The 25117-nt window shown below is 54.2% G+C and carries 25 protein-coding genes; 16 read left to right on the forward strand and 9 right to left on the reverse strand.

Going from position 1 to position 25117, the window contains the following annotated elements:
* Positions 1-2 precede the first annotated feature (2 nt).
* Genes DD606_RS07670 through DD606_RS07685 form a run of 4 tightly spaced genes read right to left on the reverse strand, consistent with a single transcriptional unit; the run spans position 3 to position 4920 of the window.
* Entirely contained in the window at positions 3-1067 is a 1065-nt protein-coding gene (locus DD606_RS07670; protein WP_045336002.1) for a fimbrial protein, read from the reverse strand.
* Positions 1068-1082: 15 nt separating this feature from the next.
* A complete protein-coding gene (locus tag DD606_RS07675; protein ID WP_039268671.1) occupies positions 1083-3575 on the reverse strand; it encodes a fimbria/pilus outer membrane usher protein in 2493 nt (830 codons plus the stop codon).
* A gap of 15 nt (positions 3576-3590) precedes the next feature.
* Entirely contained in the window at positions 3591-4283 is a 693-nt protein-coding gene (locus DD606_RS07680; protein WP_001223973.1) for a molecular chaperone, read from the reverse strand.
* A 52-nt stretch (positions 4284-4335) separates the two neighbouring features.
* A complete protein-coding gene (locus tag DD606_RS07685) occupies positions 4336-4920 on the reverse strand; it encodes a fimbrial protein (RefSeq protein WP_022646579.1) in 585 nt (194 codons plus the stop codon).
* 374 nt (positions 4921-5294) lie between these two features.
* On the opposite strand from DD606_RS07685, the gene DD606_RS07690 reads away from it, so the two are divergent.
* The 15 genes from DD606_RS07690 (at position 5295) to DD606_RS07760 (ending at position 19985) form a co-directional block, all read left to right on the forward strand.
* Complete coding sequence (locus DD606_RS07690; protein ID WP_022650116.1) at positions 5295-6107, forward strand: winged helix-turn-helix domain-containing protein; 813 nt, start codon at positions 5295-5297, stop codon at positions 6105-6107.
* An 18-nt stretch (positions 6108-6125) separates the two neighbouring features.
* A complete protein-coding gene (locus DD606_RS07695) occupies positions 6126-6596 on the forward strand; it encodes a hypothetical protein (RefSeq protein WP_003860998.1) in 471 nt (156 codons plus the stop codon).
* Positions 6597-6823: 227 nt separating this feature from the next.
* Positions 6824-7447, forward strand: a complete 624-nt coding sequence (locus DD606_RS07700; protein ID WP_003860995.1) for a common pilus major fimbrillin subunit EcpA — start codon at positions 6824-6826, stop codon at positions 7445-7447.
* 45 nt (positions 7448-7492) lie between these two features.
* Complete coding sequence (locus DD606_RS07705; protein ID WP_110108039.1) at positions 7493-8170, forward strand: pilus assembly protein; 678 nt, start codon at positions 7493-7495, stop codon at positions 8168-8170.
* 6 nt (positions 8171-8176) lie between these two features.
* The gene (locus DD606_RS07710; RefSeq protein WP_032627988.1) at positions 8177-10771 is read left to right on the forward strand and encodes a CS1-pili formation C-terminal domain-containing protein; all 2595 of its coding nucleotides are present in this window, start codon (positions 8177-8179) and stop codon (positions 10769-10771) included.
* Positions 10749-12347 carry a receptor gene (locus DD606_RS07715; protein WP_129258487.1) on the forward strand — a complete coding sequence of 533 codons (1599 nt, stop codon included), beginning with the start codon at positions 10749-10751 and terminating at the stop codon, positions 12345-12347. The genes DD606_RS07710 and DD606_RS07715 overlap by 23 nt, the downstream gene beginning before the upstream one ends.
* Before the next feature lie 6 nt (positions 12348-12353).
* Positions 12354-13007 carry a hypothetical protein gene (locus tag DD606_RS07720; RefSeq protein WP_006812468.1) on the forward strand — a complete coding sequence of 218 codons (654 nt, stop codon included), beginning with the start codon at positions 12354-12356 and terminating at the stop codon, positions 13005-13007.
* 73 nt (positions 13008-13080) lie between these two features.
* Positions 13081-13275 (forward strand): hypothetical protein, encoded by a 195-nt coding sequence (locus DD606_RS07725; RefSeq protein ID WP_022646586.1) that lies wholly within the window; start codon positions 13081-13083, stop codon positions 13273-13275.
* A gap of 23 nt (positions 13276-13298) precedes the next feature.
* Entirely contained in the window at positions 13299-13484 is a 186-nt protein-coding gene (locus DD606_RS07730) for a hypothetical protein (protein WP_001196016.1), read from the forward strand.
* Positions 13485-13551: 67 nt separating this feature from the next.
* On the forward strand, positions 13552-15648 hold the full coding sequence (locus DD606_RS07735; RefSeq protein WP_017383654.1) for a peptidase domain-containing ABC transporter: 2097 nt from the start codon (positions 13552-13554) through the stop codon (positions 15646-15648).
* Positions 15645-16394: a hypothetical protein gene (locus DD606_RS07740; protein ID WP_045332981.1), complete on the forward strand. Its 750-nt coding sequence runs from the start codon at positions 15645-15647 to the stop codon at positions 16392-16394. Before DD606_RS07735 ends, DD606_RS07740 begins: the two co-directional genes overlap by 4 nt.
* A 6-nt stretch (positions 16395-16400) precedes the next feature.
* Complete coding sequence (locus tag DD606_RS07745; RefSeq protein ID WP_022650120.1) at positions 16401-17651, forward strand: HlyD family secretion protein; 1251 nt, start codon at positions 16401-16403, stop codon at positions 17649-17651.
* Between the two features lie 89 nt (positions 17652-17740).
* Positions 17741-18520 (forward strand): MBL fold metallo-hydrolase, encoded by a 780-nt coding sequence (locus tag DD606_RS07750; RefSeq protein WP_022650121.1) that lies wholly within the window; start codon positions 17741-17743, stop codon positions 18518-18520.
* Between the two features lie 25 nt (positions 18521-18545).
* Positions 18546-19532 (forward strand): GlxA family transcriptional regulator, encoded by a 987-nt coding sequence (locus DD606_RS07755; RefSeq protein WP_059294070.1) that lies wholly within the window; start codon positions 18546-18548, stop codon positions 19530-19532.
* Positions 19533-19655: 123 nt separating this feature from the next.
* Entirely contained in the window at positions 19656-19985 is a 330-nt protein-coding gene (locus DD606_RS07760; protein ID WP_023315117.1) for a hypothetical protein, read from the forward strand.
* Here the strand turns inward: DD606_RS07760 and DD606_RS07765 are convergent.
* From DD606_RS07765 to DD606_RS07785, 5 genes are all read right to left on the reverse strand, one after another.
* On the reverse strand, positions 19963-20766 hold the full coding sequence (locus tag DD606_RS07765) for a DUF4225 domain-containing protein (RefSeq protein ID WP_045346044.1): 804 nt from the start codon (positions 20764-20766) through the stop codon (positions 19963-19965). The genes DD606_RS07760 and DD606_RS07765 overlap by 23 nt on opposite strands.
* A gap of 175 nt (positions 20767-20941) precedes the next feature.
* Positions 20942-22030 carry an AAA family ATPase gene (locus tag DD606_RS07770; RefSeq protein WP_006812462.1) on the reverse strand — a complete coding sequence of 363 codons (1089 nt, stop codon included), beginning with the start codon at positions 22028-22030 and terminating at the stop codon, positions 20942-20944.
* A 146-nt stretch (positions 22031-22176) separates the two neighbouring features.
* Positions 22177-23136: a DUF523 and DUF1722 domain-containing protein gene (locus DD606_RS07775; RefSeq protein WP_129258489.1), complete on the reverse strand. Its 960-nt coding sequence runs from the start codon at positions 23134-23136 to the stop codon at positions 22177-22179.
* Positions 23137-23238: 102 nt separating this feature from the next.
* Positions 23239-23649 carry a hydroxyisourate hydrolase gene (gene uraH, locus DD606_RS07780; RefSeq protein ID WP_022650126.1) on the reverse strand — a complete coding sequence of 137 codons (411 nt, stop codon included), beginning with the start codon at positions 23647-23649 and terminating at the stop codon, positions 23239-23241.
* Between the two features lie 99 nt (positions 23650-23748).
* Positions 23749-24474: a MerR family transcriptional regulator gene (locus tag DD606_RS07785; RefSeq protein WP_022650127.1), complete on the reverse strand. Its 726-nt coding sequence runs from the start codon at positions 24472-24474 to the stop codon at positions 23749-23751.
* A 117-nt stretch (positions 24475-24591) separates the two neighbouring features.
* Between DD606_RS07785 and DD606_RS07790 the strand changes: the two genes are divergently transcribed.
* Positions 24592-25116 (forward strand): lipocalin family protein, encoded by a 525-nt coding sequence (locus tag DD606_RS07790; protein ID WP_003860954.1) that lies wholly within the window; start codon positions 24592-24594, stop codon positions 25114-25116.
* The last annotated feature ends 1 nt before the right edge of the window (position 25117 follow it).

A 25117-nucleotide genomic window follows, 5' to 3' on the forward strand; every position in this document is an offset into this window, starting at 1 on the left:
CATCAGGGGTAGATAATATTCAGCGTAGCCGATGTATTGATCTTACCCTGGCTCACCTGGGCGGGTGCCCACACGTAATAGTACGCCGCCATCGGAAGGGTGAAATGTTCGTCCAGCGCCGCGCCAGCCGCCACGCTGAAGATCATTGTGGCGTTGCCACGGCTGGTGGTCGAGTTAGAGAAGGTCACCGGCGTTTGCGGGGCGTCACGTTTTATCAGGCGGAGCCCCACGCCCTGCGCCGCGCTACTGCTGCTGTCGATCAGCACCGAGCTGTCGGTCGAAAGCAGCTGCGTGCTGGACAGAAACATCTCAATTGCCCGATCGGAATTGCCATTAACCCCGACGTTCTGACAGCTCATGTTCAGTGAAAAAGGCGTCAGCCCCGGCTGTGAGGATGCACTGAGCTGGGGAATGCCGAGCGTCGGCAGCGCCACGGTCAGCCCCGCATTATCAAAGGAACAGGTAGTCAGTTTCGGCGCGTATTTGATGATCATCGGCTGACCAAACATATCGCGGTTGTCGTAAGGCCACTTGAACCCGCTGAATAACCACTGCGCTATCTTGATGACCTGATTGATTGGCCAGGTGATGATTTCCCAGATAGATAACCCGCTCATGTCGCTGACGAACAGAACGTCGCTCATGTTCGCCGTATCCCCCGTCAGGGTGGTGCCGCTCTGGTTAACGAGGGTGAAGCGAACCGTAAACGGTGTATTCAGCTCAGACGCCGTATGGCTACCGCTGGCAGACAGGGTTTTATTGGCCGGGGGATTGGTGATCTCCGCCCGCACCATATACTTGTTGTTGCTGAATCCGAGGATGGTCGCGTATTTGCTGTCGGTCGAGAGGATCGGCGTGTAAGAAAATTCGCTATTACCCGTCGTACAGTTGAACGAGCCGCTGTACTGGGTGGTAAAGCTGCCGGTCCATGTGGGCGTGGCCGGGCTCAGCTTATCCGATAAATCAATGGTAATCGGTGTGCCATAAACGATGCTGCTGCCGGAGCAGGTGGCATAGCTCATCCCGCTAACGCTGGTGAGGAGCAGGAACATGAATGATCGTAACATTTTGATAATCCGTAATTAATGGCAAACCGATGAGGGGCTGTTCAGCCCCCAGGCCGGGGAGGAGATTTCGCACTTTCCGCCGCGGAGATGCACGTTGAGCGCGCGTGGCGGCCGTTCAGCACGGATATACAGTACGCTGGCCTGTCCGACATACCCGACAGATTCACCATGTTCATCCAGCACTTCGGTGCCAAAGGGCAGCGGTTTGCCGTCGGCGCGCGTCGCATGAAGTACCCATGACTGGCGCTTGTCGGTTTCAAAGCGGATATAGCTCACCGCCCCGTCGTAAGGAGCCACGTTAGCCATATTGCCGATCACTTCCGCGCCAGCGCTGTTTTCCGTTTCAGTTAACGTAATGGCGTTTTTGCGATACGGGGTGGCGTAAGGCACCAGCGCCACGCCATCGCGGTTCGTCATAATGCTTTCATCGCCGTTCACCATCAGCCCCTCCGCCTTTGGCGCATCGACGATAGTCATGGTTGTGCCGGTTTCGTTTGAGGCGAGAACGTGCCACGGGTAGGCCACCAGGCTGCCGCGTCCGCTGAGCCCGGTCTGGCGGTAGTCGGAGGATTCGCTGTAAGAGCCACCGAGTGTCGCGAAGTTCGAACGGTACGCGGCGTTAACGCTTGCCGCATTTTTCCCCCCCCGCGCATTACTGCCGGAGAGGGTGTAGCTCAGTCGGTTCGACGCCAGCGCGTTCCCGCTCATGCTGATATTGCTCTGCTCGTAATGCGAATCGCTGGCCGTCAGGCTGGAGGTGATCCACGCATTATTATCAAACAGCGAGAACGGCAGGCTGAGGGAGAGGTAAAGGCGCGTCTCTTCTTCACTGTCCCTGTTCCGTACCCGGCTGGCCGACAGGGTATAGCTGGCGCGGCCGATGGCGTTGGAATAGCCCATCTGGTATTCGCGCGTGGTTTGCTGTGAGTTCCAGTAATCGCGCTGTGTGCCGGAGACAAACACTGTGCCCCAGTTATTGAGCAGGCGCTGATTAAGGTTAAGCGTAAAGGTATTCTTGGGCTGCGCCGCGCGCATGGCGTCCCAGGTGCTTAGCGACATGTCGGGCGCAACGCCAAACCGATCTTCATAGTCGTCGTACTGCGCTCTCAGGCGCTGATACCCTTCGCGCGAATAGAGCGCGTCGCTGAAGCTGTAATAGCCTTTAGTGGAATAGCGATAGGCCGCCAGGGTGAAGTTGGTGGCGGTGGTATCGATAAATTTGCTGTACGACACGCGATAACTCTGACCGCTGCTGGTGCGATCCTGTAGGGTGGTTTTGGCGTGGGTGACATCAAACGAGACCGCGCCAAAGGGAAGGTTCCACCCGGTACCGACAAGCCCGGCCTGGTAGTTATCGCTAATAATCGTCCCGGTATACCCGGTGATGAGGTTATTAAACCCGTAGCGCAGCGTGGCCTGCATGAATGCGGGTTCGGCATCGAGCGTGTTCTGATGCACTTTACCCGCCACCACGCTGTACTGACTCACCCCTTCTTTTAGCATCCCGGGTACGGCGGAAAACGGCACCGTGAAGGACTGCTGTGAACCGTCCGCTTCACGCACCACCACCAGCAAATCGCCCGCGGAGCCGGTAGGCTGAATGCTGTCGAGGGTAAACTGGCCCGGCGGCACATTCTCCTGATAGATCACGTTGCCATTCTGGATAACTTTCACCAGGGCGTTCGTCCGTGCCACGCCGTGAACCACCGGTGAAAAACCCTGCTGTGAATTTGGGCGCATCTTCATGTCCGACGCCAGCGACACGCCGCGCACGCGCAGGGAATCAAACAGATCGCCAGGAATATAAAAGTCACCCAGCGTCAGGTTGGATTTCAGCGAGGCCAGGGGACGGCGCAGGTAGCGGGTATTATTCTGCCAGCTACTCTCTCCGCTGGCCGTTTTCCGCCAGGCGCTGCTGTCGCGAAACTGCCAGCCGAACAGGTTGGCGCCGGAATCCAGCCCGGCATAAAAATCATCATTTGTGTCTTTCGCAGCGCCTTTCGCGCGGGTGTTGTACCAGGTCGTGTTCCACGAGAGCATCAGCGCCGGTATCCCCTCGTCCCAGAACTGGGGGGCAATGTAACCTTCTTCAGTACGCAGCACGGCCGCCTGCGGAACGGTAAGCGCCAGACTCAGGGTGCTGGTATCGGTTTTGACTTCACCGCCCTGAACCAGATCGCGCAGCTGAACCTGCCCGTGCGCAATGGCGGGCGCAGGCACGGACGTGGTGTTGATGCCAAGCGACCGGGCATCTTTCCAGGCAATGCGGATGTCGTCACGCTGCTCGCCGTAGATGACGGTATAACGTCCCTTCCAGCTGCCGTTTACGTAGATATCCATCTCCTGGCTGCCGGCAGGCATGGCGTTGTTTTCGGAAAAGCGAGACAGATCGGACTCACCGGATGCGCCAGCAAGCAGGGAGGGATCAAACGAGACGGCCCCTGATTTATGCGAAAGCAGAAGCGTGCAGACTGCCAGCAGACAGAGTCTGTTTTGTTTCATTTTCATGGTGAGTCTTTCCGATCACTGACTGGTGAAAGTCCGGGTTTTATACGCGCCAAGATCGTCCACATACATCAGCTGGAAGGTCTGTCCGCGCTTAACCGTATTTTTTGCGGCGACCGTCAGCTGCCCAAACGGGGAAACCATAGGGGACTCCTGGAGCAATTTCGTTTTACCCAGCGAAATATTGGCGACCGTAATATGGAACGGACTGTTATTTGTAATGCGAAAGCGATCGCCTTCGGCGGCGAGCGTCAGTTTCGCCACCGCGTCATCCAGCGTGCCTTTCAGCGCAGCGGGCCGGTAAAAAAGTTTGATACGGGATTTAATCGCCAGCTGAACGGTATTCTGATTTTGCAGATTTTCAGGTCTGGGCGGAATGTCGAGAACATTCAGGAAAAAGACGGATTCGCGATCCGCAGGCAAGCTGGACGGCAGCTTTTTAATACGAAGCTGTTGGCCATTATGTTCGTTAACCTTTATCACTGGCGGCGACAGCAAAAACGGCACATTGGCTGTTTCCGGCGTGGAATTAATATCACCGTCATCTATCCAGGATTGCACCAGAGCGGGCGCATCGCCCGTATTCATTAACTGGACGATCACCTCTTTGTTATTTTCAGGATAAAGGACACGGGTGCCATTAATGACAATATTGGCCCACGAGTGACCGGTGCTTAGCAGTAAACCTGCCAGCAAAATTGCCTTGCGCATGATTGCAACCTTAAATACAGGCTCTGCGAAAACAGAGCCTGAATAATCATTATTACAGGTAGGAAATGGTATACGTTACGTTGGAGCTTAACTCGCCCACGGTGGCGGCAGCGGCGTTCGTTTTATAATAATAAACATCCAGCGTCAGCGTCTCGGAATCTGGCGCGGTCGCTGTACCCATAATATCCGTGGTGTAAGGCTGGTTCAGGGTAATTGGCGTGGACGAACCTGGCTCCACTAGCGCAAAACCGACATTACGTGCCACGCTGGCATCGCTTTCGTTCACGCTGTTATTCAGCAGGTATTTACCGTCAGTGGAAATATTATCCGCGCTGGAGAAATACACTTTCAGCGGGGTGCCGGTCGTTCCGGCTGCTGGTGAACAACCTGAGAAAGTCAGCGCAATAGATTTTTTATTCTTAGTGATCAGGCCAACCGTGGTGCCTGCATCTTTTACCGAAATAGGGGAAAGCGCAACGGTAAAGTCTGCGCTTTTACCGCCGTTAATGGTACAGGTTGTATCGGTAATAGCGCCGGTAAAGTTAATAATACCACCCGCCGAATTGTCTGCGGCCACTGCGCTGGTAGAGGCAATAGCGGCGGCCAGCAGTGATACGGTCATGATCGATTTGAACATGATAAACTCCATGAAGATTTGTGTTATTTAAAATGAATGTTAATCGGCTACACATGTCCCTGATGTACCGGCTAGACGCATGGCGACTCGGGAGAATGCTTTGACGATATTATGTTGCACTAAAAAAGTACATAACAAAACATTATTCCAACAATTTCTAAAGTTTAAGATTATAATCTTGTGTGTTAGTTTTTTTTAATGTTTTAACCTAAATGCGTTGGTTCAAATATTTTTATTAATGATTTAATAATTGTTAATTAATGAAGCTTTATGAATTCATCTCTCAATTAATATCACGCGACTTGACCACACAAACTTTAGACTTATTATTGCCTGGCAAATGCACATAATTTTAACAATGGCGTAATAATAATATGAAGTATCTCATTGATCTTACAATGCTTTATGAAGTCGACACCGGTATGATCATGATTAATGGAGAGGAAGAGTCATCCATTAAGTTATCTAACCAGGCGGGTCGTCTGCTTTATGAACTTATCATCAATAATGGTAAAACTCTCGACAGAGACGACCTGATAAAGAAGGTCTGGGAGGATCATGGTTTCTCTGGTTCTTCGGTGAGTCTGAATGTTGCCATAAGTGAAATCAGAAAAGCATTTCGTACATTAGGATGCGACCCTTTACTGATAAAAACGATACGTGGCAAGGGATTTAGCCTTGCCGCGCATATTGAACACCACACGGTCAGGCCGCCGGTTGTTTCAACGCTTAGTGAACAATCTGCCTCTGAATCATTCGATACGCTAGCGCATAAGAAAGATGCCGATCCGCCTAAACAATTAATATCGCTGCACAGACTCTTTATTTCTCTCTGCACCTTATTACTGATTACCGTTATCGGCACCGCTGTTTTACTGTTGCACCAAAGGGATTCCTATGCCGAGAGCCTGAAAGATTCTGATATGCATCTGCTCGGTAAAGTGGACCGGTGTACGGTATACCTGATCGATAAGAATATGTATCAGCCGCGACAGCACTACTTTAATCACGTAAAAGAGGTCATCGCCAGTCAACATATCGACTGTCAACATCAGGTTGCAGATGCTTACTATTCCAGGTTTAAAAAGTCGCAGATAGAAAATTATTTCCTGGCCATCTGTTATCAGCAGGACAGTATCGACGATTATAAGAACTGCATTTCTTACAGAAGCCTGACCGGGAGTTAAAATATGTCAAGGACTAAAATGAGTGTACTGTTCAGTATCGTACTGGCGCTGTCTGTCATCGCGTTGTTATGGATCTATTTTACCAGAACGCAGGATGAGGGGTTTGGCTGCCAGTCAGATACCATTTCCTGGAAAACATATTCCACGGGTGAGTCAACCGATATGTCGCTAACCACGCTTTTCCTGTTTAACAACAAAGATGTTGTGACGGTTATTCATAAAGGCGTGCTCAAGAAAGAGGGCAAAAGCTACCTGATTGACCGAAATTACACGCTCAGCGTGGAAAAAGTCGATGGAAGCAATATCTTTTATATTAAGGATAAAAAGCTGAATAAATCTGAAGATGATGCGGCGCCGGATGGCGTTGTAAACGAAATGTTACTTGATAATATCAACTTCTTCTATATTACCAGCGTAAAAAAACATGCGTGGTTAATTAAGGGGCTGGTGTTGCCTGTAATGATGTGTGTGGCTGTCCCGACGTCTTGATATTTCTCTTTATTAAAAAATCGATATTTATCTATTACTCGGGAAAGTGAGTAATTTACTCAATACGTAACAATAAGATACGAGAAATTTATTTATATTTTTATTGTTGCTCTCCGTCGAGTGAATTTTTCTGTATTGCCTCGTTATTTTGCGGCTGTCTATACTCCGCCTCGAAAAAGGGGCTCCCCTTTTTATACACGTGGATTCTTTTTTGAAGGACTAAATAAATGAACAAACTGAACGCTATCGTTCTGGGCTCCCTGCTGTCTGTTTCTGCCCTGAGCGCAGTTAATGCAGCAGAAACGACGGCTTCTGCCACATGGCAGGCAACCGCGACCAAAGACAGCGAATCCGATCTGGTTGTTACGCCAACGCGTGCTCTGAACTTTGTTTACAGCGCCAACACCAAATCTTTCAACACCGACACCGGTCTGTTTGATGTGGCTATCCGTGGCGATCACTCTACGGCGACCAGCTTCAAACTCGAAGCTATCCTCGACGATTCAAACAACACGCTGTTCAGCGTGGGTGGTGAAGCGACCAAGCTGAAAGTGGGTGCGCGTTGGGGCGGTAACGACCTGGGCTCTATCGGTGGCACCGTGGGGGCGAAATCAACCGCATGGACCACGCTGGTTGATTCCTCTTCTAACACCGGCGTCTCTTCTGGCCTGTGGAACTTGACCACCAGCGCAGGCGCGGCGGCAGATACCGAAATTACCGGCCAGGACAAATTCGTCTTCTACGTTGACTCCGCTCAGGACAATGCCGGTACGGCGAAAGAGTTCAAAGACCTGACCAACAGCCTGTGGGAAGGGACCGTGTCTGTTGCGTTCCGCGCAACCTGGGGCTAAGGCCTGATCGATCCAGGGGCGCAAGCCCCTGTTTAGGGAAATAGCATGTTTAACCTCAAATCCGCCTTCTTATTTTTATTATTTATCTCTTCCTCCGCGCTGGCCATTAATGTGGGAAAAGTCACCACCATTATTTCTGCGGATGCTGACTCCACCGCCAAGGAAATAAAAAACGAAGCAGACAGCGTGCGTATTGTTTCTGTTCGCGCACAGCGGATCAGCAGCCCAATGGATGAAGGGATCGTCATTAATCCGGAGAAAGTGGACGAACTGTTGCTGACGCCCACGCGCATGGTGATGCCCGCCGGTACCAGCAATATCGTCAAATTTTACTATCACGGGAACGCCGATAACAAAGAGCGTTACTACCGCATTACCTTCACGGATGAAGGGGTAAGCGAAGAGGTGGACAGCAGTTCGCCAAAAAACGGCACCGGGATGACGCGCGCGGTGGTGAGCACCATTCTGGTGGTTCAGCCCCGGGATAAGAAGATTGATTTCGTCTATGTGGCGGGAAAAATAACCAATAAAGGGAACACCTCGTTTCGCGTCAATGCGACCGGGACCTGCCTGAAGCCGAATCCGGAATCCCCCGGCACGCCGTGTAGCAAAAACTTCTACCTGATGCCAGAGACCTCGCGCGCTATCGAGGATATCAACGTTACGGATAACCATTTTCATCTCGGAATATGGGACCTGAAACAGTTCATTCCTGTTAAGTAAGGATGCATGGTGAAAAATAAATTAGTGTTGCCGGTGATGATGGCTTGCGCATCCGGCACGCTGCCCGCGCTTGCGCATGCAGCCTCAAGCTCCGTGGTTATCGCTAATTACCGTTTTCCCGACTCGCTTTATGCACTGCTGGAGCAGGGGATCAAAATTCCCGTCTATCTGGTGAATACGCGTCCACACTCAGCACAACAAGGGAACCACGAAGGCACGGCGAGCGAATATGTTCGTATCGGTGACGTGACGCTCTTTGCAAAGGATCTGAAGCTGGGGCTGAGGGACGTTCAGGTCCAGGAGTCTGATAACGGCATTCGTCTGTCAAAAGAGATGAGAACGTTATTGCAGAGCATTAACGATAAGCAGTTTGATGACCAGATGCGCATTCCGGTAAGCACGGGGTCCGCGTTCGAGCTGGATCAGAAAAAAATGCGCCTGTTGCTGAATCTGTCGCAGAGCGACTACGGGGTGAATATTCGCCCGCGTGAGGTGGACATTGATGCGCCGGAGTCTGACGACCTGAGCGGCACGTTCTCCTACAACCTCGGGGCGTATCACACCGAGAGCGGCTACGGTGACAGCTGGTCGTCGGGCTATCTGAACGCGAGAAACTGGATCTCAATGGGCGTCGATCATGTGCTGATCGACGGCTCTGGCTACGTCAACGAGAGCAGCAGCGATACCCAGATGAATGCGGTTATGTGGGAGCGCGACTATCAGGGGATGCGCTACGCCGCAGGCATGCTGAACGGCTGGGCGATGCAGTCTCTGGCGAGCGTCAGCGGGATTTCCGGCGGTGAAGTCTACGGCGTTTCCATGGGCAACCAGGCCAACTCCCGCAAACGCGATAACACGCTCTCTCTGACGCCGGTGGTGGTCTATTTCCCCACGGCGGGCGAGGCCCGTATTCGTCGTGACGGGCAGCTTATCGGCATTCAGCGCTTTGACGTCGGCAACCATGAAATTGACACCAGCAGCCTGCCCTACGGGATCTACAGCATCGAAGTTGAGGTGGTGAGCGGAAGCCGCACCGTGTCGCGTAACATGTACACCGTAAATAAGCCGTTCTCCAGCAACGTGTCGGAAACGCTGCGCTGGCAGATGTGGGGCGGGATGTATAGCCGCGATAAATCCGTCGTCAATTATAAAAAATACGCGAAACGCAAAAACGAGCAGGACAACACCTACTACTACGATTACGACACCAAACATAAAGACACCATGTCGCTGGTGGGAGCCTCGTTCAGCAAGCGCAGCGGGATGGTCGACTGGAACGCCTCCACCTACATGATGCGGGAACACATCGTCAGCGAGCTGTGGGCCTCCCTGAACCTGACGGGCTATTTCTCGGTGAATACCCAGACCATGGCCGCCTCCGACGGAACCTATCGCGCCAACTATGGGGCGAATCTCAGCCTGCCGTGGCAGATCGGCTCGGTGTGGTACTCCCATGAACAGCTCTCCAGTGGCAAGTTCCTCGATATCTATGAGAGCAAGGGCAATACCTGGGGCGCCTCCTTTAGCCTGCCGTCGTTCGGTCTGCCCTCGGCGGGCAACCTGAGCCTGATGCGCCAGGAGGACGACCTCTATCGCTATAAACGCTATCAGCTGGACTACTCCCAGGGGTTATACGCCGGTCGCTACGGTACGGCGCGCCTGCGGGTGGGAATGTCGCGCAACAAATACGACGGGTATTACGAAGAGAAAGATCGTTACGTGATGCTCGATTTCGCTATACCGCTCGGCAATACCGTGTCGGTTGGCGTTTCCCACAATCGCGATACCGGCACGGCGCTGAACGTCAGCGCCAGCCGCCAGTTTGAAGGCGATTACCTGAAATCGGCTACCGCCAACGTCTCGAAAGCCTTTAACAGCCGCCAGGATCGCAGCGTAAGCGGCGGCGGCAGCGTGAACTTCGACACGCCGTGGAACAGCAACATCCTCAGCGTCCAGAGCGGCATGAGTAAAGGCTGGAACTCCACGCTGACCAGTGACGGCAGCGTGGGCTGGTCCAAAGAGGCCATCGCCGCCGGGAAAGGCACCGAAAGCGCAGGGGTGATTGTCAGTACCGGTCTCAAATCTGATGAAGCGCTGACCCTGAAGCTTAACGGCCGGGCAGAACGCATCAAAGGGGATAAGACCTGGCTGTCGCTGCCGGCATACCAGGCTTATGACCTGGAAGTGATGAACAGTGAAACCGGTACGGAAAGCTATGAGATTGGCGCGAATGCGCGTCGCCATATCACGGTTTATCCGGGCAATACCGTGGTGATGAAGCCGCAGGTGAAGAAAATCGTCACTCTGTTTGGTCGTCTTGTGGATGCAAACGGGGCCCCGATTGGCGCCATGCAGATCAAAAACCACGTCGGGCTGACCCGGACGGAAAACGACGGACGCTTCGTGATCGACGTTGATAAGAACAACCCTGTCCTGAGTATCGCCACGCCGGACGACAGCGTCTGCGAAGTGCGCCTGGACATCGAGTCTAACCGCGGTGCGCTGTGGCTTGGGGACATCTCCTGCGACAAAGGCGATTTCGTCTGGCAGGAAGCAAAAGGAACGCAGGAACGTGACGATGAAAAAGATATTCGCTCTTAATTTACTGCTGATGAGCGCGGCGGCCCAGGCGCAGGAGCTGCCCTATTTCGCCATTAATAACCCGGACAATAACGGTACGGGAAACAGCGCGGGGCTGTTTAGTCTGAACAGCACGTCGACCGCGTTTTTACACGGTTCGCGCGAGTGGCCGACCCTGAGTGCGAAAACGAATAACGGTATCGCCACTTACATCCCGGACAACAGCTTCAACGGCCCGGCAGGCAGCGCGTTAACTATCGACTTTTCGGTGACCGGTTCCAGCGCTTCTCCGTTCTTTAAAGGGACGGCGTGTTCCTCGTCCTGCGGCAACACGGGGTACACCCCGACGACCAGCTATACCGACACGTCGATGGTGGTTAAGCCGCCGGTGATGGAGCCCGGCACGTCATACGGGCGCTGGGTACTGGGCGATCCGTTCTTTAACTATTTGCTCAACGCCGCGCCAGGGGATGAAGTGACCATCACCTCCACGCCGCAAATCAGCTCCATCAACAAAGTGACCACCACCAATACGCTTCACAAGGTGGGCACGCTGACCATGACCAACTCCAGAGCGCTTAACCTGGGTATTGACCCGATCAGCGGCGAGGTGACGATTGTCGATGGATCAACGGGGGCCACCTGCACCAAGTACACCCGTAACACGGTCTCTGGCGTCCTGTGCGACCTGATCGAATACACATTTGTTGGGGAAGATATCTCCGGTTACAACGGAGGGCTGGCGCTCACCTCTTCCCGCGTCAACAGCGTGCTGCAATCGCACATGAGCGGCGGCACCGGGCTTGCCGCCGAGCTGACCTTCGATGAAAACACCTGGTACAGTATCTCCGGCGGTATCCTGAGCGATACGCGTGTCCTGGCGAACACCTTCCTTGCAGCGCCGCAGAAAAACGGCGGCAAAGCGTACCTTAAAATCTTTTTGCCGAAAGCGTTAATTCTGAGCGTGGCGCAGGCGGGGGACGGCAGCAACATTGGCAATATCGTCAGCCTGTGTCTGACGCCCGGCAACAGCTCGCTGGCGGCGGATTTCTGCTTCCAGCCGGGGGGCGGCCTGGTGATTAACCCGATCGAACCCGGGCTGGAAATTGTGCCAGACAACCCGGATTACACCCTCGATCCTGACGGTCTGGGCGGCTCAGGGAAAGGCATTATCGGCGAAGCGCCCATTGAGATCCCCTACACCATCACCTACAGCGGGGCGCAAAAAGATGCGGCGATTGCGGTCACGGTAAAAGTCACCGGGCCTACCCAAAGCCTGAATGGGGTGGACTACTGCGCCTTTAGCGGCAACGGCTTCACGGTTCCCATTCCGGGCAACGTGCTGGTGGGGAAAAGCCAGACGCTGATGGCGCACAACTGTAAAGGCGAAGTACTGTCGATCCCGGCGCCGGCCACCCATGCGGAAGAGTGGGACAAAATGAGTTCCGGCGTGACCGATATGTGGCTCTGGAAAACACCGCTGATCCTCCAGTTCGTTATGGATAATCCGGTATCGAAAACCACCTATGACGGAAATAGCTGGTTTGGTGAAGTGACCGCGCAGGGAAGAATAGATGTTAGCGCATCCTGGAATTAATCAACCATGACTGGAAAATTCCTGGCTATTTTTGCAATAAATTGCTTCATTTCCACAGGGGCAAATGCTTTAATTATCGAAAGTCTGAATATTGATTTTCTTCCCGAAAGAGAAGTTGTTTTTCAGCCGATAAAAAACGATACCAGCGAGCGTCAGAATTATACCGTGTCGCTTATTCAGGTAGACGTTCCTAAAGAGAAGGGAAAAGAAACCGAAATAAAAGACGGCGAAGTCATGTATTCGCCTAAGCAATTAACGCTGGGGAGCGGTGAACGCGCGGGTTTTAAATTTTATTATACCGGCCCGCATGACAACAAAGAGCGATACTATCGCGTAAAATTCACCGAGACGCCGCTCCAGGCAAAGGTGATCACGCGCAAAGGCCAGCGCATCCAGTCGGATGTGGTGGTCTCGCTTGAGGCTATTTTGATTGTCCGCCCATGGACACGACATTTTGATTATGCGTTTAGCAACGGGGTGGTGAGTAATACCGGGAATACCTATTTTAAATATGTTTCCTCGGTCGGGTGCAGTACGCAATACAACAATTCAAAATATATTCCACCGGGGCAACGGCTGGAAATAGATAATGCCGGGCAGGCTGCAAGGCGGATGATTATTTATGGCAATAAAATCATTCCGCTGACCACCTGCCCGTAGCAACCGCTTTCCTTCATAAAAGGAAATTAGCCTTTAGCATCATGCTAAAGATCCATCACTACAGGAGATAAAAATGAAAGCGATTTCATTCGTAGAAGCGAAAGACATTATTGGCGGCGCGTTAAACCCGTTCGCTGGTCTGGTTAAAGGTGCACAGCTGGGTTACGACACTGGCGCCAGCATCATGGGCATGGTTGGCGGTGTGGTTGGCGGAGTTCTGGGTGGCGCAATGGGCTTCCTGGGCGCGCTGGTTGGTAGCTACAACTAATTCACGTTAACAGGAAAAGTATCATGCAAGTTATCGATTTCAAAAAAGCACAGGCCATCATCGGTGGTTGGGATCCGTTTGCTGCCGCTATTCAGGGCGCAAGCGCGGGCTATAACGCGGGCAGCCAGATGTTAGGCGCGCTGGGCGGCACCATCGGCGGCGTATTCGGCCTGGTGGGCGGCTTCATCGGCGGTTTCTTCAGCGCCTAAGCGAGAAGCACGTTGTACGCATGGCCCGCATTGCCGGGCCATTTTTTTATTTCAGCCACGGATCATTATGTTTTCGCTCTTTCAGTATAAAAAACAGGGTAAGACCCCTGTTATTCGCCAGCATGAATTTACCGAATGTGGACTGGCCTGCCTGGCGATGGTGTTGGGGCACTACGACCACCATGTCTCCGTCAGCCAGCTGCGCCGGGAGATTTCCGTTTCCGCCGATGCGGGAACCTCAATGGCGGAATTGATGACCCTTGCCAGCGATAAAAATATGTCTGGCCGGGTGCTTAAAGGCGAAATCACTGAAATAGAAACGTCTGAGCTGCCGCTCATCGCCTTCTGGCGCGGCAACCATTTCGTGGTCATCGTGAAGATCGACAGCCGCAGCGTGACCGTTCACGACCCGGCCAGCGGCGTGCGTCGTTACCGTCTGAAAGAGGCGGAAAAACTCTTTTCCGGCTATGTGCTTGAGCTTAAGCCCACGCCGTGCTTCGAAAAGAAATCCCCGGATGAAAAGCTCACGCTTGGCCGTTTAGCCAATAAATCTCCGAGCCTGTTCCAGCGCCAGCTGCTGCTGTTTGTGCTCTGTATTTTTACTCTCATCACCATGCTGGCAAGCCCCACCTACGTGCAGCTGATTATGGATGAGGCCATTTCCCGCAGCGACAGCGATCTGGTGATCCTGCTCACCGCGATCTTCGCTATCGTCTTTATCTTTGAAGTCATCGGTAAATTCCTCAAGCAGCTGCTTGAGATCCTGATGCGTAACATTGCCTATGACGATTTAAGCCAGTCCGTGCGCCACTACATGCTGCGCACCCAGACCAGCTGGTTCCGCTCGCGCCCGCCGGGCATCGTGCTGGCTATTGAGAAATCGCTCCACGCCTGCGCGGAGTTCATCAGCAATGGTTACGTGCAAATTCTCTTTTCCAGCCTGATCGCCGTCACCAGCCTGCTGTTTATGCTGCTGTATAACGTCAAAATTGCGCTGCTGACAATGCTGCTGATGGGCGTGTTTTTCCTGATCCGCTTTTCGCTGATCGGCCCCTATCAACGCGCGGTGGATGACTCCATCGAGCGCACCGCCCAGTATGAGTCTCTGCTGGTGGAGACGCAGAAAGGGATCATAACGCTCAAAGCGAACAACATGGAGCAGGCCCGGGATGCGGTGATGGACAAATCCCAGCGCGAACACATCGCCGGGCTGATGCGTAAAGAGCGGCTACTGGCCCGCTTTGACGTGGCTTCGCTGCTGGTGATCAATGCCGAGCAGCTGCTGGTGGTCTGCTTTGGCGCGTGGCTGATCCTGGAAGGGCAGATGAGCATCGGGATGCTTTACGCCTATATCAGCTATAAGCGCTATTTTTCCGATGCCATGGTGCAGGTGGCGCAGAAGCTGCTGGACAAAAATGCCCTCAAGGGGCCGCTGGATCGCGTGGGCGACCTGCTGTTTGCTCCCTCTGAAACCAGCCAGTTTGGGAAGCGGATTGTCACCTCGCCGGTCTGTCTGCAATTTGAGGATGTCTCATTTGCCTATCCTGGCCGGGAGGCCACGCTACAGCATATCAACATGACCCTGAAGCAGGGCGAAGAGGCGGTGATTGTGGGCCAGAGCGGGTCGGGAAAAACCACGCTGCTGCGTCTGATCTCCGGCATGCTGCTGGCATCGTCTGGCACGCTGCGGATCAATAAGATCCCCATTGAGGAGTGCGATCTTTCCTCGCTGCGTCAGCACATCCGCATCGTCCATGCGGACGATATTCTCTTCACCGGCTCGATTCTGGACAACATCGCCTGCTTTGACAGCGCACCGGATAAAGAGCAGGTCATTGCCGCGTGTCGGCTGGCGGAGGTGGATCACGTCGTCGCCCGGCTGCCGCACGGCTACGAAACGGAGATGCTGCCGGGGAACACCTTTTTCTCTGCCGGGGAGATGCAGCGTCTGGTTCTGGCGCGCGCCCTGTACAGCCAGCCTAAGCTTCTGCTCTGTGACGAAGTGACGGCGAATCTGGATAAAACGACCGCGCAGAAAGTGCTGGCGAACCTGCGTAGCCTGGGGATTGGCCTGGTGTTTGTCACCCACTCGCCGGACGTGGTGGGCTGTCAGGGGCGTCTCTATACCATGGAAAACGGCACCCTGCGGGAGAGTGAGCAATGATGCTTTTGCCGCGTCTCTATGCGCGACTCTGCGCGCGCCAGGCCGGGCGCACGCTGCTGGCAAACCGGATCACGCAAAACTACAGCCAGTTTATGCGTTGCCCGGAGGCCGATGTTCCGGCTGATTTTCTGCATCAGAATGCGCATGAGCTGAGCGGGTTTAACTTCGTGGAGCAGATCTTCCCGCCCGCGCTTTGGGCGCGCAACGTTCGTTTTGATCTGCACGGGTACGTGGCGCAGTGGACGCGGGAGCAGGCATTTTACAGTTCATCTCGCACCCTGCTACTGGGCATGCGCTGGGCGGGCTTTGGTCTGATCGTGGATGCGCTGCTCGCCACCGCGCCAGCTGATGTGCGCTTTCAGTTTATTACCCGTCACCCTGCGCTGCATAAGCTGATGGCCGCGCACGAAGGCCGACGCGCCAGCTCGTTTTTCGCCCCTCACCGCCTGGTGACGGTGCTGCTGATGGACGAACGCCTGCCGGATGCGCCGCTGTTCTCCACCCAGGCAGGGGATCAAAAGGCGTGGTTAACGGACGTCTCAACGCGGTTTTTATCGCGCTATGGCTACAGCGTCCGAACGCTGCTGCCGATCTGTTCGCTGCACGCGGCGGAGTTTGGGCTGGAGAGTCAGGCGTATGCGCCGGAGGATTACCGTCAGGCCGCCGCCGACACGCTGAACGCGCTGCGCAAAACCCCCACGCTCTGGAGTGCATGGGATGATCTTTCAGTGATTTATCATGGATGACATATCGTGAAATTAAAAAACCGAAGCGGACAGCGGCGGGCGCTGATCCCGCATCACTTCTCAAAAAGCTATCACATCAACGCGCCACGGCTGAAAGCCGTGCTGACCTTGTTCATCGCCTTTTTTCTCTGCCTGCTGGTCTTTGCGATTGTCTTTAATTTTTCGGAAACCACGCTGGCACGCGGGGTGCTGATCCCGGCGCAGGGCGATGTGGAGGTGCGCGCCAGAGAGTCCGGAACCCTTGTTGATTTTGCCGTCCGGCCCGGCCAGTACGTGAAGGAAAACGATCCGCTGTTCACCGTGTCGCAGGACTATGGCGGCAAGCAGGGCTCGGTGGTGCAGTTTGACCGCCAGCAGATGGAAGCGGAGAAGAAGCGCAGCGAGCAGCGCATTCAGGCCATTGAGGACTCGATTGCGTCGTATCGCAAAAATCTGGCGCAGCAGCTGGCTCTCACCGACAAGCAGATCGCCGTTTCCCGCGATAAGGTGAAGAAGCTGCGCGCGCTGTTAAAAAACAGCACCGACACCTACGAGGCGTGGAAATCCGTCTCCGGGAAGGGCTATGTCTCCAGAGTGGATCTCGATAAAAGCCACAATGATGTGCTCAATGCGCAGCTCAACCTGACGCTGGAGGAGAGCACTATTCTTGAGCTTGAGGCACGCAAAACCAGCCTGACCGACAGCACCCAGTCGCAAATTGACTCTCTGAGCGAAGAGCAGCTGTATGTGAAAAACCGCATCAGCGAAATCGATCGCAACCTGTCCAGCCGGGGAAGTTCCACCATGGCGATGCTGGCCCCTTCCGACGGTTACGTGGTGGCGATTAACTTCCCGCCTGGCCGGGCCATTACGCAAAATAGCGAGGTGGTGGTGGTGATCCGTAAAAATACCGCGGCGACGATGGAGGGGTACCTGTATGTTCCGGCAACGGGGGTGGGGCGCGTGGCGAAAGGCGATAAGGTTAAGCTGCGCTTCGACTCCTGGCCCGTGGACAAATACGGTTCGGTGGAGGCGACGCTGTCCGATTTCTATGAGGTAAACATTGATGCCCATTCGGCGCTGATCCCGCTCCAGGAAGGGCAGAACTACTACCTGGCTAAAGTGCGCGTCCCCTCCTGGTTTACCGACCCGGACAAGAAAAAGCGCATGCTGATGGGCGGGATGACGGTGAACGCCGATATCGTTATCGATCGTAAGCCGCTTATCAATCTGCTGATTGCCCCGCTGGAAAGGGTGCGCAAGCGGTTTATCGATTGACCCGATTTCATCGATCATCGCCCTTTGGCCCACATTCTTAACGGCACCCTGGGGCTATTCTCCTTCTCATACCAACCGGAGGATAGCCCATGAACATTACGCAAATTCGCAATGCCACCCAACTGATCACTTACGCGGGAAAACGCTTTTTAATCGACCCAATGCTGGCGCCAAAAGGCACTTATCCGGGTTTTCCCGGCACGGCGCGGGCTGATATTCGCAACCCGATGGTCGAGCTTCCCGTTGACGTTCAAACGCTTCTGGATGCTGACGCGGTGATCGTCACCCATACCCATGCCGATCACTGGGATCAGTACGCCGTTGAGCTGATCGCCAAAGGCAAGCCGATCTACGTGCAAAATGATAGCGATGCCGCGCTGCTGCGCAGCCAGGGATTTACCAACCTGACGATCATGACCGGGGAAACAACGTACGGCGATATCCGGATAGTGAAAACCCACGGCGGCCAGCACGGTACTGACCGCGCTTACGCCGTGCCGGAGCTGGCAGAGTTTCTGGGGGAAGCCTGCGGCGTGGTGTTCCGTCATCCCGATGAGAAGACGCTTTATATCGCAGGGGATACCATCTGGCGCGATGCGGTGGCGGCCGATCTGCAAAAGCACCAGCCGGATATCGTCGTGCTCAACGCCGGTTACGCTCATGTCATTGGGTTTGGGCCGATTATCATGGGGGAAGAAGATCTGCTTAACGTGCATTTCCTGCTGCCGCAGGCGAAAATCGTGGCGACCCATATGGAAGCTATCAACCACTGCCTGCTGACCCGCCGCGCGCTGCGCGAGTATGTTGACGCCAACGAGATAAGTGACGCGGTGAGCATTCCTCAGGACGGCGAAACCGTTATATTCTGAGTGTTAAAGGGGAAAGGAGAGACAGATGCCGCTTGTTAACGTTGCTATTGTCGCGGTGGACGGGTTTAGCCCGTTCCACTACTCCGTCCCCTGCATTCTGTTTGGCGATACGGTATCCGGGGAAAAGCGCTTTAACGTTACGATCTGCGCTGAAAAACCGGGATTCCTGACCTCGAAAGACGGTTTTGCCCTGCATGCGACGCAGGATTTTTCTGCAATCGCATCGGCTGAAATTGTGGTTGTACCCTACTGGCAGCACGTGCTGGAGCGCCCGCCTCAGACGCTGCTCGACAGCCTGGTTCAGGCCAGAGACAACGGGGCGGAAATTGTTGGGCTGTGTCTGGGATCGTTTGTACTGGGCTATGCGGGCATACTCAGCGGCAAACGGGCCGCCACCCACTGGGAGTTTGAACACCAGTTTCAGACGCTGTTTCCGGACGTTCGACTGGACATCAACGCCCTCTACGTGGATGACAGTAATATGATTACCTCGGCGGGTACCGCCGCCGCGCTCGACTGCTGTTTGTACATCATCCGCCAGCGCTTTGGCAGCGTCGTCGCCAATCAGATTGCCCGCCGGATGATCGTCCCGCCGCACCGCGAGGGCGGGCAGGCGCAGTTTATTGCGCAACCTGTGCCGAAAGATACCCGCGACGGGCGGATTAACTGTCTCATTGACTACCTTCAGCAGCACATTTCCGAACCGCATAACCTGGATTCGCTGGCGGACGTGGTGTCGATGAGCCGACGCACGCTGACCCGCCATTTTATCAAGGCGACGGGCATGAGCGTTGCCGACTGGCTTACCGCCGAGCGCCTGCGGCGCAGCCAGATCCTGCTGGAGTCCGGCAGTCTGCCAATCGAAAGCGTCGCTGAGCAGGTGGGGTTTTTATCAGCGGTGACGTATCGGCAGCAGTTTAAGGCGCGCTTTGGTGTCAGTCCGGCGGAGTGGCGTAAGACGTTTCGCGTTAAGCCGTATGCAGCGAAAAATAATGCTGGCGCGATGGAATAAAAAGACGTGGGCGGCTTCTTTGCCTTTAAAGCTGGCGGCAATGGATATGCATCAGACGGGTTACAAGCACTTCTCTTCCGGTTAAGATAATCCACGTTACTTTCCAGAAGAAAAGGTAGTGGCATGAACAATATTGAAACGCAGTTACTTGAATCAGGTTTCACCGTAAAAGAATTAGCGTATCTGAACCGAAACATTAGCCGTTATGGTTCATCCCTGCTCGAGGTAGTGCTTGAGTTAGGTAAGCGATTTATCATGGTTCTGTGTATTACTGCGACTGTGGCCCTGATTTTCCTGGCGCTTCTTTTTTTCGCTGAACATTATAATATTGTTTCCGGTGGCATTTCTCTTTTCATCGTATTGATTATTGCCTGGTTTTTTCAACCCCCGATCATTACCTACAAAGCCTGGCGCTTCAGAAAGAAATACATTAGTTCTGTCCAGACGCATTAGAAATTAAATCAAACGAGACTTTTGCAGAGACACCCCAGCCGATAATTTTCATAGTGAGCGCTGCGCGATTCATTCCGTCGACTTTGCGGTAGAAATCCAGCGGGAGATAACGAAACAGACGCCATGATTCGGGTTTCCGGATGGCGCCAAATACCGTATAGACGCTTGCTGCCAGGCTTACGCTATTGAATACCCCAAGTGCTGATTCACGTTTAAATCCCATAAACTGAGCGATATCCATGACGCCATCTGCCAGCATACCTTCGGAGTTTGGTTGATGTTGAAGCGTTCTGTTAATTTCTTTTGAAATGGCATTTGCACCATCCATAACCAGAATCGCTCCTGCAAGCGCACCCACTGGATTCATTGTCATCATTGCACCAACACCTGCAACAATCTGTAACCCTGAAAGCACAACCTTAATCGATGAGATAACGTAACCGACGACTTTGTTATTTTCTTTAACCAGTTCAATCTGAGCAAAAAGCTGAGCTGTACGGGAGCGAAGCATTCTGCTTTGCTCAAGAAGACTTTCGTTCTCAGCCCGGATGTTTTTCAGGCATTCCATGCACTCCTCATCACTTCTGGCTGCCCGGGTAGCACTAAATTGTTGCATCACAAACTGCCGAATATCATCCATAAATTTAATCCGTGCGAGTCCGTCGCTGAGATGTTGCCCTCCGACAATATTCGCAGTATTGATGAGCTTGCGGGCTTCAAGATTTATCATTGTTTCAGCCCATGCGCGGGCGTTCTGACCAGGGAAAATTACAATATCCATTTTAATTTTCTCATCTGATAACCAACGTTTACAGATTATCCTGACATCAGAAACTGGCAACAATAAATTGGATAATCTGTCGCGAGCGCAGAATTCGCCGAAGGTATATACCGACGGAAATCATCTTCGTCGTTGATGGCGACCTTGAAAGTGGTGACAGCATAAAAGAAGTGCATTACCCCAGCCGCTCCATCCGTGTCTCCCCCTCCGCCATCGACAGCTGATACAGCGAAAACGATCGGTGCTTCTCAATCAAATGCGCCAGCTCCGGCGAGTGGCTGGTGAGCCAGATCTGCGAATAGCGGCTGGCCTCGGCAATGAGGCTTGCCAGGGCGGGCAGCATCTGCGGATGCAGGCTGTTTTCCGGTTCGTTGAGGGCGATAAATGCGGGAGGGCGCGGGCTTAACAGCGCCACCGCCAGGCATAAAAAACGCAGCGTGCCGTCGGAGAACTCTGCCGGTTCCAGCGGTCTGCTCAGCCCCTCGCGCTGCATCATCATGCGGAAGCGCCCGCCGGTGTTGTCGCTGTAAAACACGCAGCCGGGGAAGGCCTGGTCGAGAATGCGCATCAGCAGCAGCTCGTCGCCAATTTCGACAATGGTCTGAAACGCGGCGGCCAGGTTCGCGCCGTCGCTGGCCAGCACCGGGGAGCGGAAACCCACCTGCGGCGCGCGGATCGCCGAGCCGGATGAGACGGAAAACTCATGATAAAATCGCCAGTTACGCAGGGACTCGCGCATCTGCGACACTTCGGGGTAGAGGTGCGGTTCGCCGAGCTGCCCGAACACCGACTCGTTCTCATACAGCGTACCGCTGTGGGTCACTTTTTCGTGATGTACGTTGTTCAGGAATACGGCCTGGTTCTTACGCTTCATCAGCTGTGACGACGGACGACGGTGCTGGCCGCTCAGCCAGATAGATTCCTCTTTGATCACCGGATCGAGCTGAAACTGTGAGGGGTAGGGCAGCTTTTCCACGAACCCGACCTGAAGCTCATATTCATAGGTTTCCGTTTCCACCGCCAGGTTCATGCGCCGCAGCTGGTCGCTGCGGGTTTTGCCCGCCCAGAACACTTTCAAAATGCCGCCCTCGTTTGCCAGCGCCTGGGAGAATTGCCCCTGCGCCGCGCTGTGCATCAGGTAAATCGCTTTATAAATATTGGATTTTCCGGTGCCGTTGGGGCCGAACACGATATTGAGTTGTTCCAGCTCAAGCGACATATCGCGAATTGAGCGGTAGTTTTGAATATGCAGATTTTTGATCATCGGGGTACTCCGCTGTGCACGCTTAACCTGTACAGAATTACAGTATTTTACGCTGGGTGCAAAAAAAAGACGACAGTGAGGGTGTCGTCTAAACGGGGTACAGCTTTGGGCCTCTGTGGGTCAATGGGGCCTTCGCTTCTTTCTTATCAGGTAACGGCCAGACGCAGACCCAAATCATCAGGATAGGGATCAAAGTAGTTTTGCGTCATCAGATACCGGTCAGGGTATTCAGCCAGATAATGCTTAAGCAGCGTCAGCGGCGCGAGGATCGGCAGCAGTCCGTCCCGGTAATGCAGGATCACATCACGCAGTTCTCCGCGCTGGCGGCTGTTCAGCTGGTTACGGAAATAGCCCTGAATGTGCATCAGCACGTTAGTGTGATTCTTCCGCGAAGCGGGTTTTTTCAGGATGGTCATCAGTTTGTCGCGATAGGCCACGAAAAACGCGTCCAGATCGTCCCACTCGTGCAGTGATGCCACGAACGGGCCAATTTCACGGTAGCCTGCCTGATGGTGCGCCAGAAGCTGAAGCTTATAGCGGCTGTGAAAGTCCAGCAGAGCACGGCGCGTCAGGCCATTTTTACGCATTACGTTCAGTTCGTGGAGGGCAAAAACGCGCTCAACAAAGTTTTCCCGCAGTACCGGATCGTGCAGGCGACCGTCTTCTTCGACGGGCAGCCAGGGGAAAGTTTCAAGGAGGGAGGCGGTGAACAGCCCGACACCCTCCTTGCGGCCCCGGTTGCCGTTTTCGTCGTACAGCCGCACGCGCTCCATGCCGCAGCTGGGGGATTTTGCACAGACGATAAACCCCGACAGATCGCCGATTTTCAGCAGATAATCTGCCGTAAATGCAGCCATCTTCTGCGTGACGTCATCGTGGGGCGCTTTGCTGAACCGCATTTCTGTCTCGCCGCCGGTGGTCATCACCAGGCGCAGCGCCGGACGAGGCGTGGGCAGGCCGATAGCCATTTCAGGGCATACCGGGCGGAAAGCGACCCACTGCGCCAGCTCATCCATCACAAAGCCCATACGCTTATGCCCGCCGTCAAAGCGAACGGCGGAACCGGTCAAACATCCGCTAATACCCAGCACAGGTTTTGTTGTCATGGTGTGCACCTCCCGATCTCATATCTAAAAGTTACACAACAATGCTAGTTTGTCCAAGTATTGGCGGGATTATTTTTTAATCGTCTTTAAAATCAAGAGCAATCAGCTGCCCTTGTAGGTTGAGTAACCGTACTGGCTGAGCAGAAGCGGGATGTGCAGTTTTTCATTGGTGCGGGTGACGGTGAACAGCACCGGCACTTCCGGGAAGAAGGAGTCCAGCTTTTTGCCGTGGAAGTAATCGGCGGTTTTGAAGGTCACTTTATACACGCCAGGTGCCATATCCTGATCCTGCGGATAAAGCGATTTAATGCGCCCGTCGTGGTCGGTTTTACCGCTGGCAATCGGGGTCCACTTGTCCTGCTCCTGCTTCTCCAGCGTAACGGTCACATCTGCCGGCGGCATACCGGTTTGCTGGTCCAGAACGTGGACGCTCAGGGTGCCTGCCGGGGCGCTGAATGCGGCAGGCGCGAAAGCCATTGCAGCCAGCATCATCAGAGGGAGTGTCTTTTTCATCGTGTTTTCCTGTTGAGTTGTCGGTGACAGGAAAACGTTAGCACTCGCTGCGCGAAAAAATATTCAACTTTTCGTGAAGATTGCCACAGCAGAAAATAATCAGAGGATAATTACCTCAAGGGAAACCTGCTGCTGCCACTGCGCAACCTGCTTTTTCCGCGCGGCGGTGAGTTTGCCGCTGGTGACCAGCAGCCATTTGCGATCCGGGAAAATTTCCGGGGCCAGCGCGGCAGGGGGAACCGGCAGGATGTCGATGCGGTGGCCCTGGCCGGTGCGCGTTAACGCTTCGAGCCAGATTTCACACGGGTCGTTGAGGTACCAGCCGCTGATGAGAACGTTATCGCCCGGCGCTTTTTTATCGCCCTCAAGGCAAAACGAGGTATAGGCGATGAGGATGCCGTCGAGGATCTCACGCAGCGTCATGGCGGCGGCGACGTTGGCCGATATCTGGCTGCGCAACGGACGCAGCACGTTAGTGACCAGCTCTGGCCTTGGGTATTCGCGTCCGGCGTCGTAAATCATCTGACGCAGGGATTCAATTTTCCCCTCCTGCAACTTTTGCATCATGGCCTGTTGCAGGGTTTGCCAGTTATTGGCGCGGCGCGGCGCAGGGCGTTCCAGCAGTGATTTAACCTGACCGATGGGTACGCCTTTTTTTACCCAGTCGAGGATTTTCAGCGCCTGCTGAACGTCCTCATCGCTGTACAGGCGGTGACCGCCGTCCGTACGCTCGGGTTTGAGCAAGCCATAGCGTCGCTGCCACGCCCGCAGCGTGGTGGCGGTGATGCCGCTGAGTCTGGCGAATTCGCCGATGGAGTAAGCCATGTCTGCATCCGAAGAGAAGGAGTTGTCTCAATATACTACGAATATTCCCCGACGGGATGAAGCGCCGCACGGGTGCGCTACACTTAACGTCCAACCGCGTAAATGAAAGGAGTTCTCATGAGGCTATGGCCTGTAGTTACCGGTGTCGCCATTGCGCTGACGCTGGTTGCCTGTAAATCTCCCACGCCGCCGAAAGGCGTGCAGCCCATTACCGGCTTTGATGCCAGCCGCTATCTCGGCAAATGGTATGAAGTCGCCCGACTGGAAAACCGCTTTGAGCGCGGTCTGGAACAGGTCACCGCGACGTACGGCAAGCGCAGCGATGGCGGTATCAGCGTACTGAACCGCGGCTATGATCCGGTGAAGAACAAATGGAATGAGAGCGAAGGAAAGGCGTACTTTACCGGCGAACCGACTACGGCTGCGCTGAAGGTATCGTTCTTCGGCCCGTTCTACGGCGGCTATAACGTGATCAAGCTGGACGATAAGTACCAGTACGCGCTGGTCAGCGGCCCGAACCGTGACTACCTGTGGATTTTATCGCGCACCCCGACCATTCCGGATGCGGTAAAACAGGACTACCTGAACACCGCACGCGGTCTGGGCTTCCGGGTCGATCAGCTGGTGTGGGTGAAGCACTAAC

It is taken from the genome of Enterobacter cloacae complex sp. GF14B (assembly GCF_004136805.1).
Lineage (GTDB): Bacteria > Pseudomonadota > Gammaproteobacteria > Enterobacterales > Enterobacteriaceae > Enterobacter > Enterobacter hormaechei_C.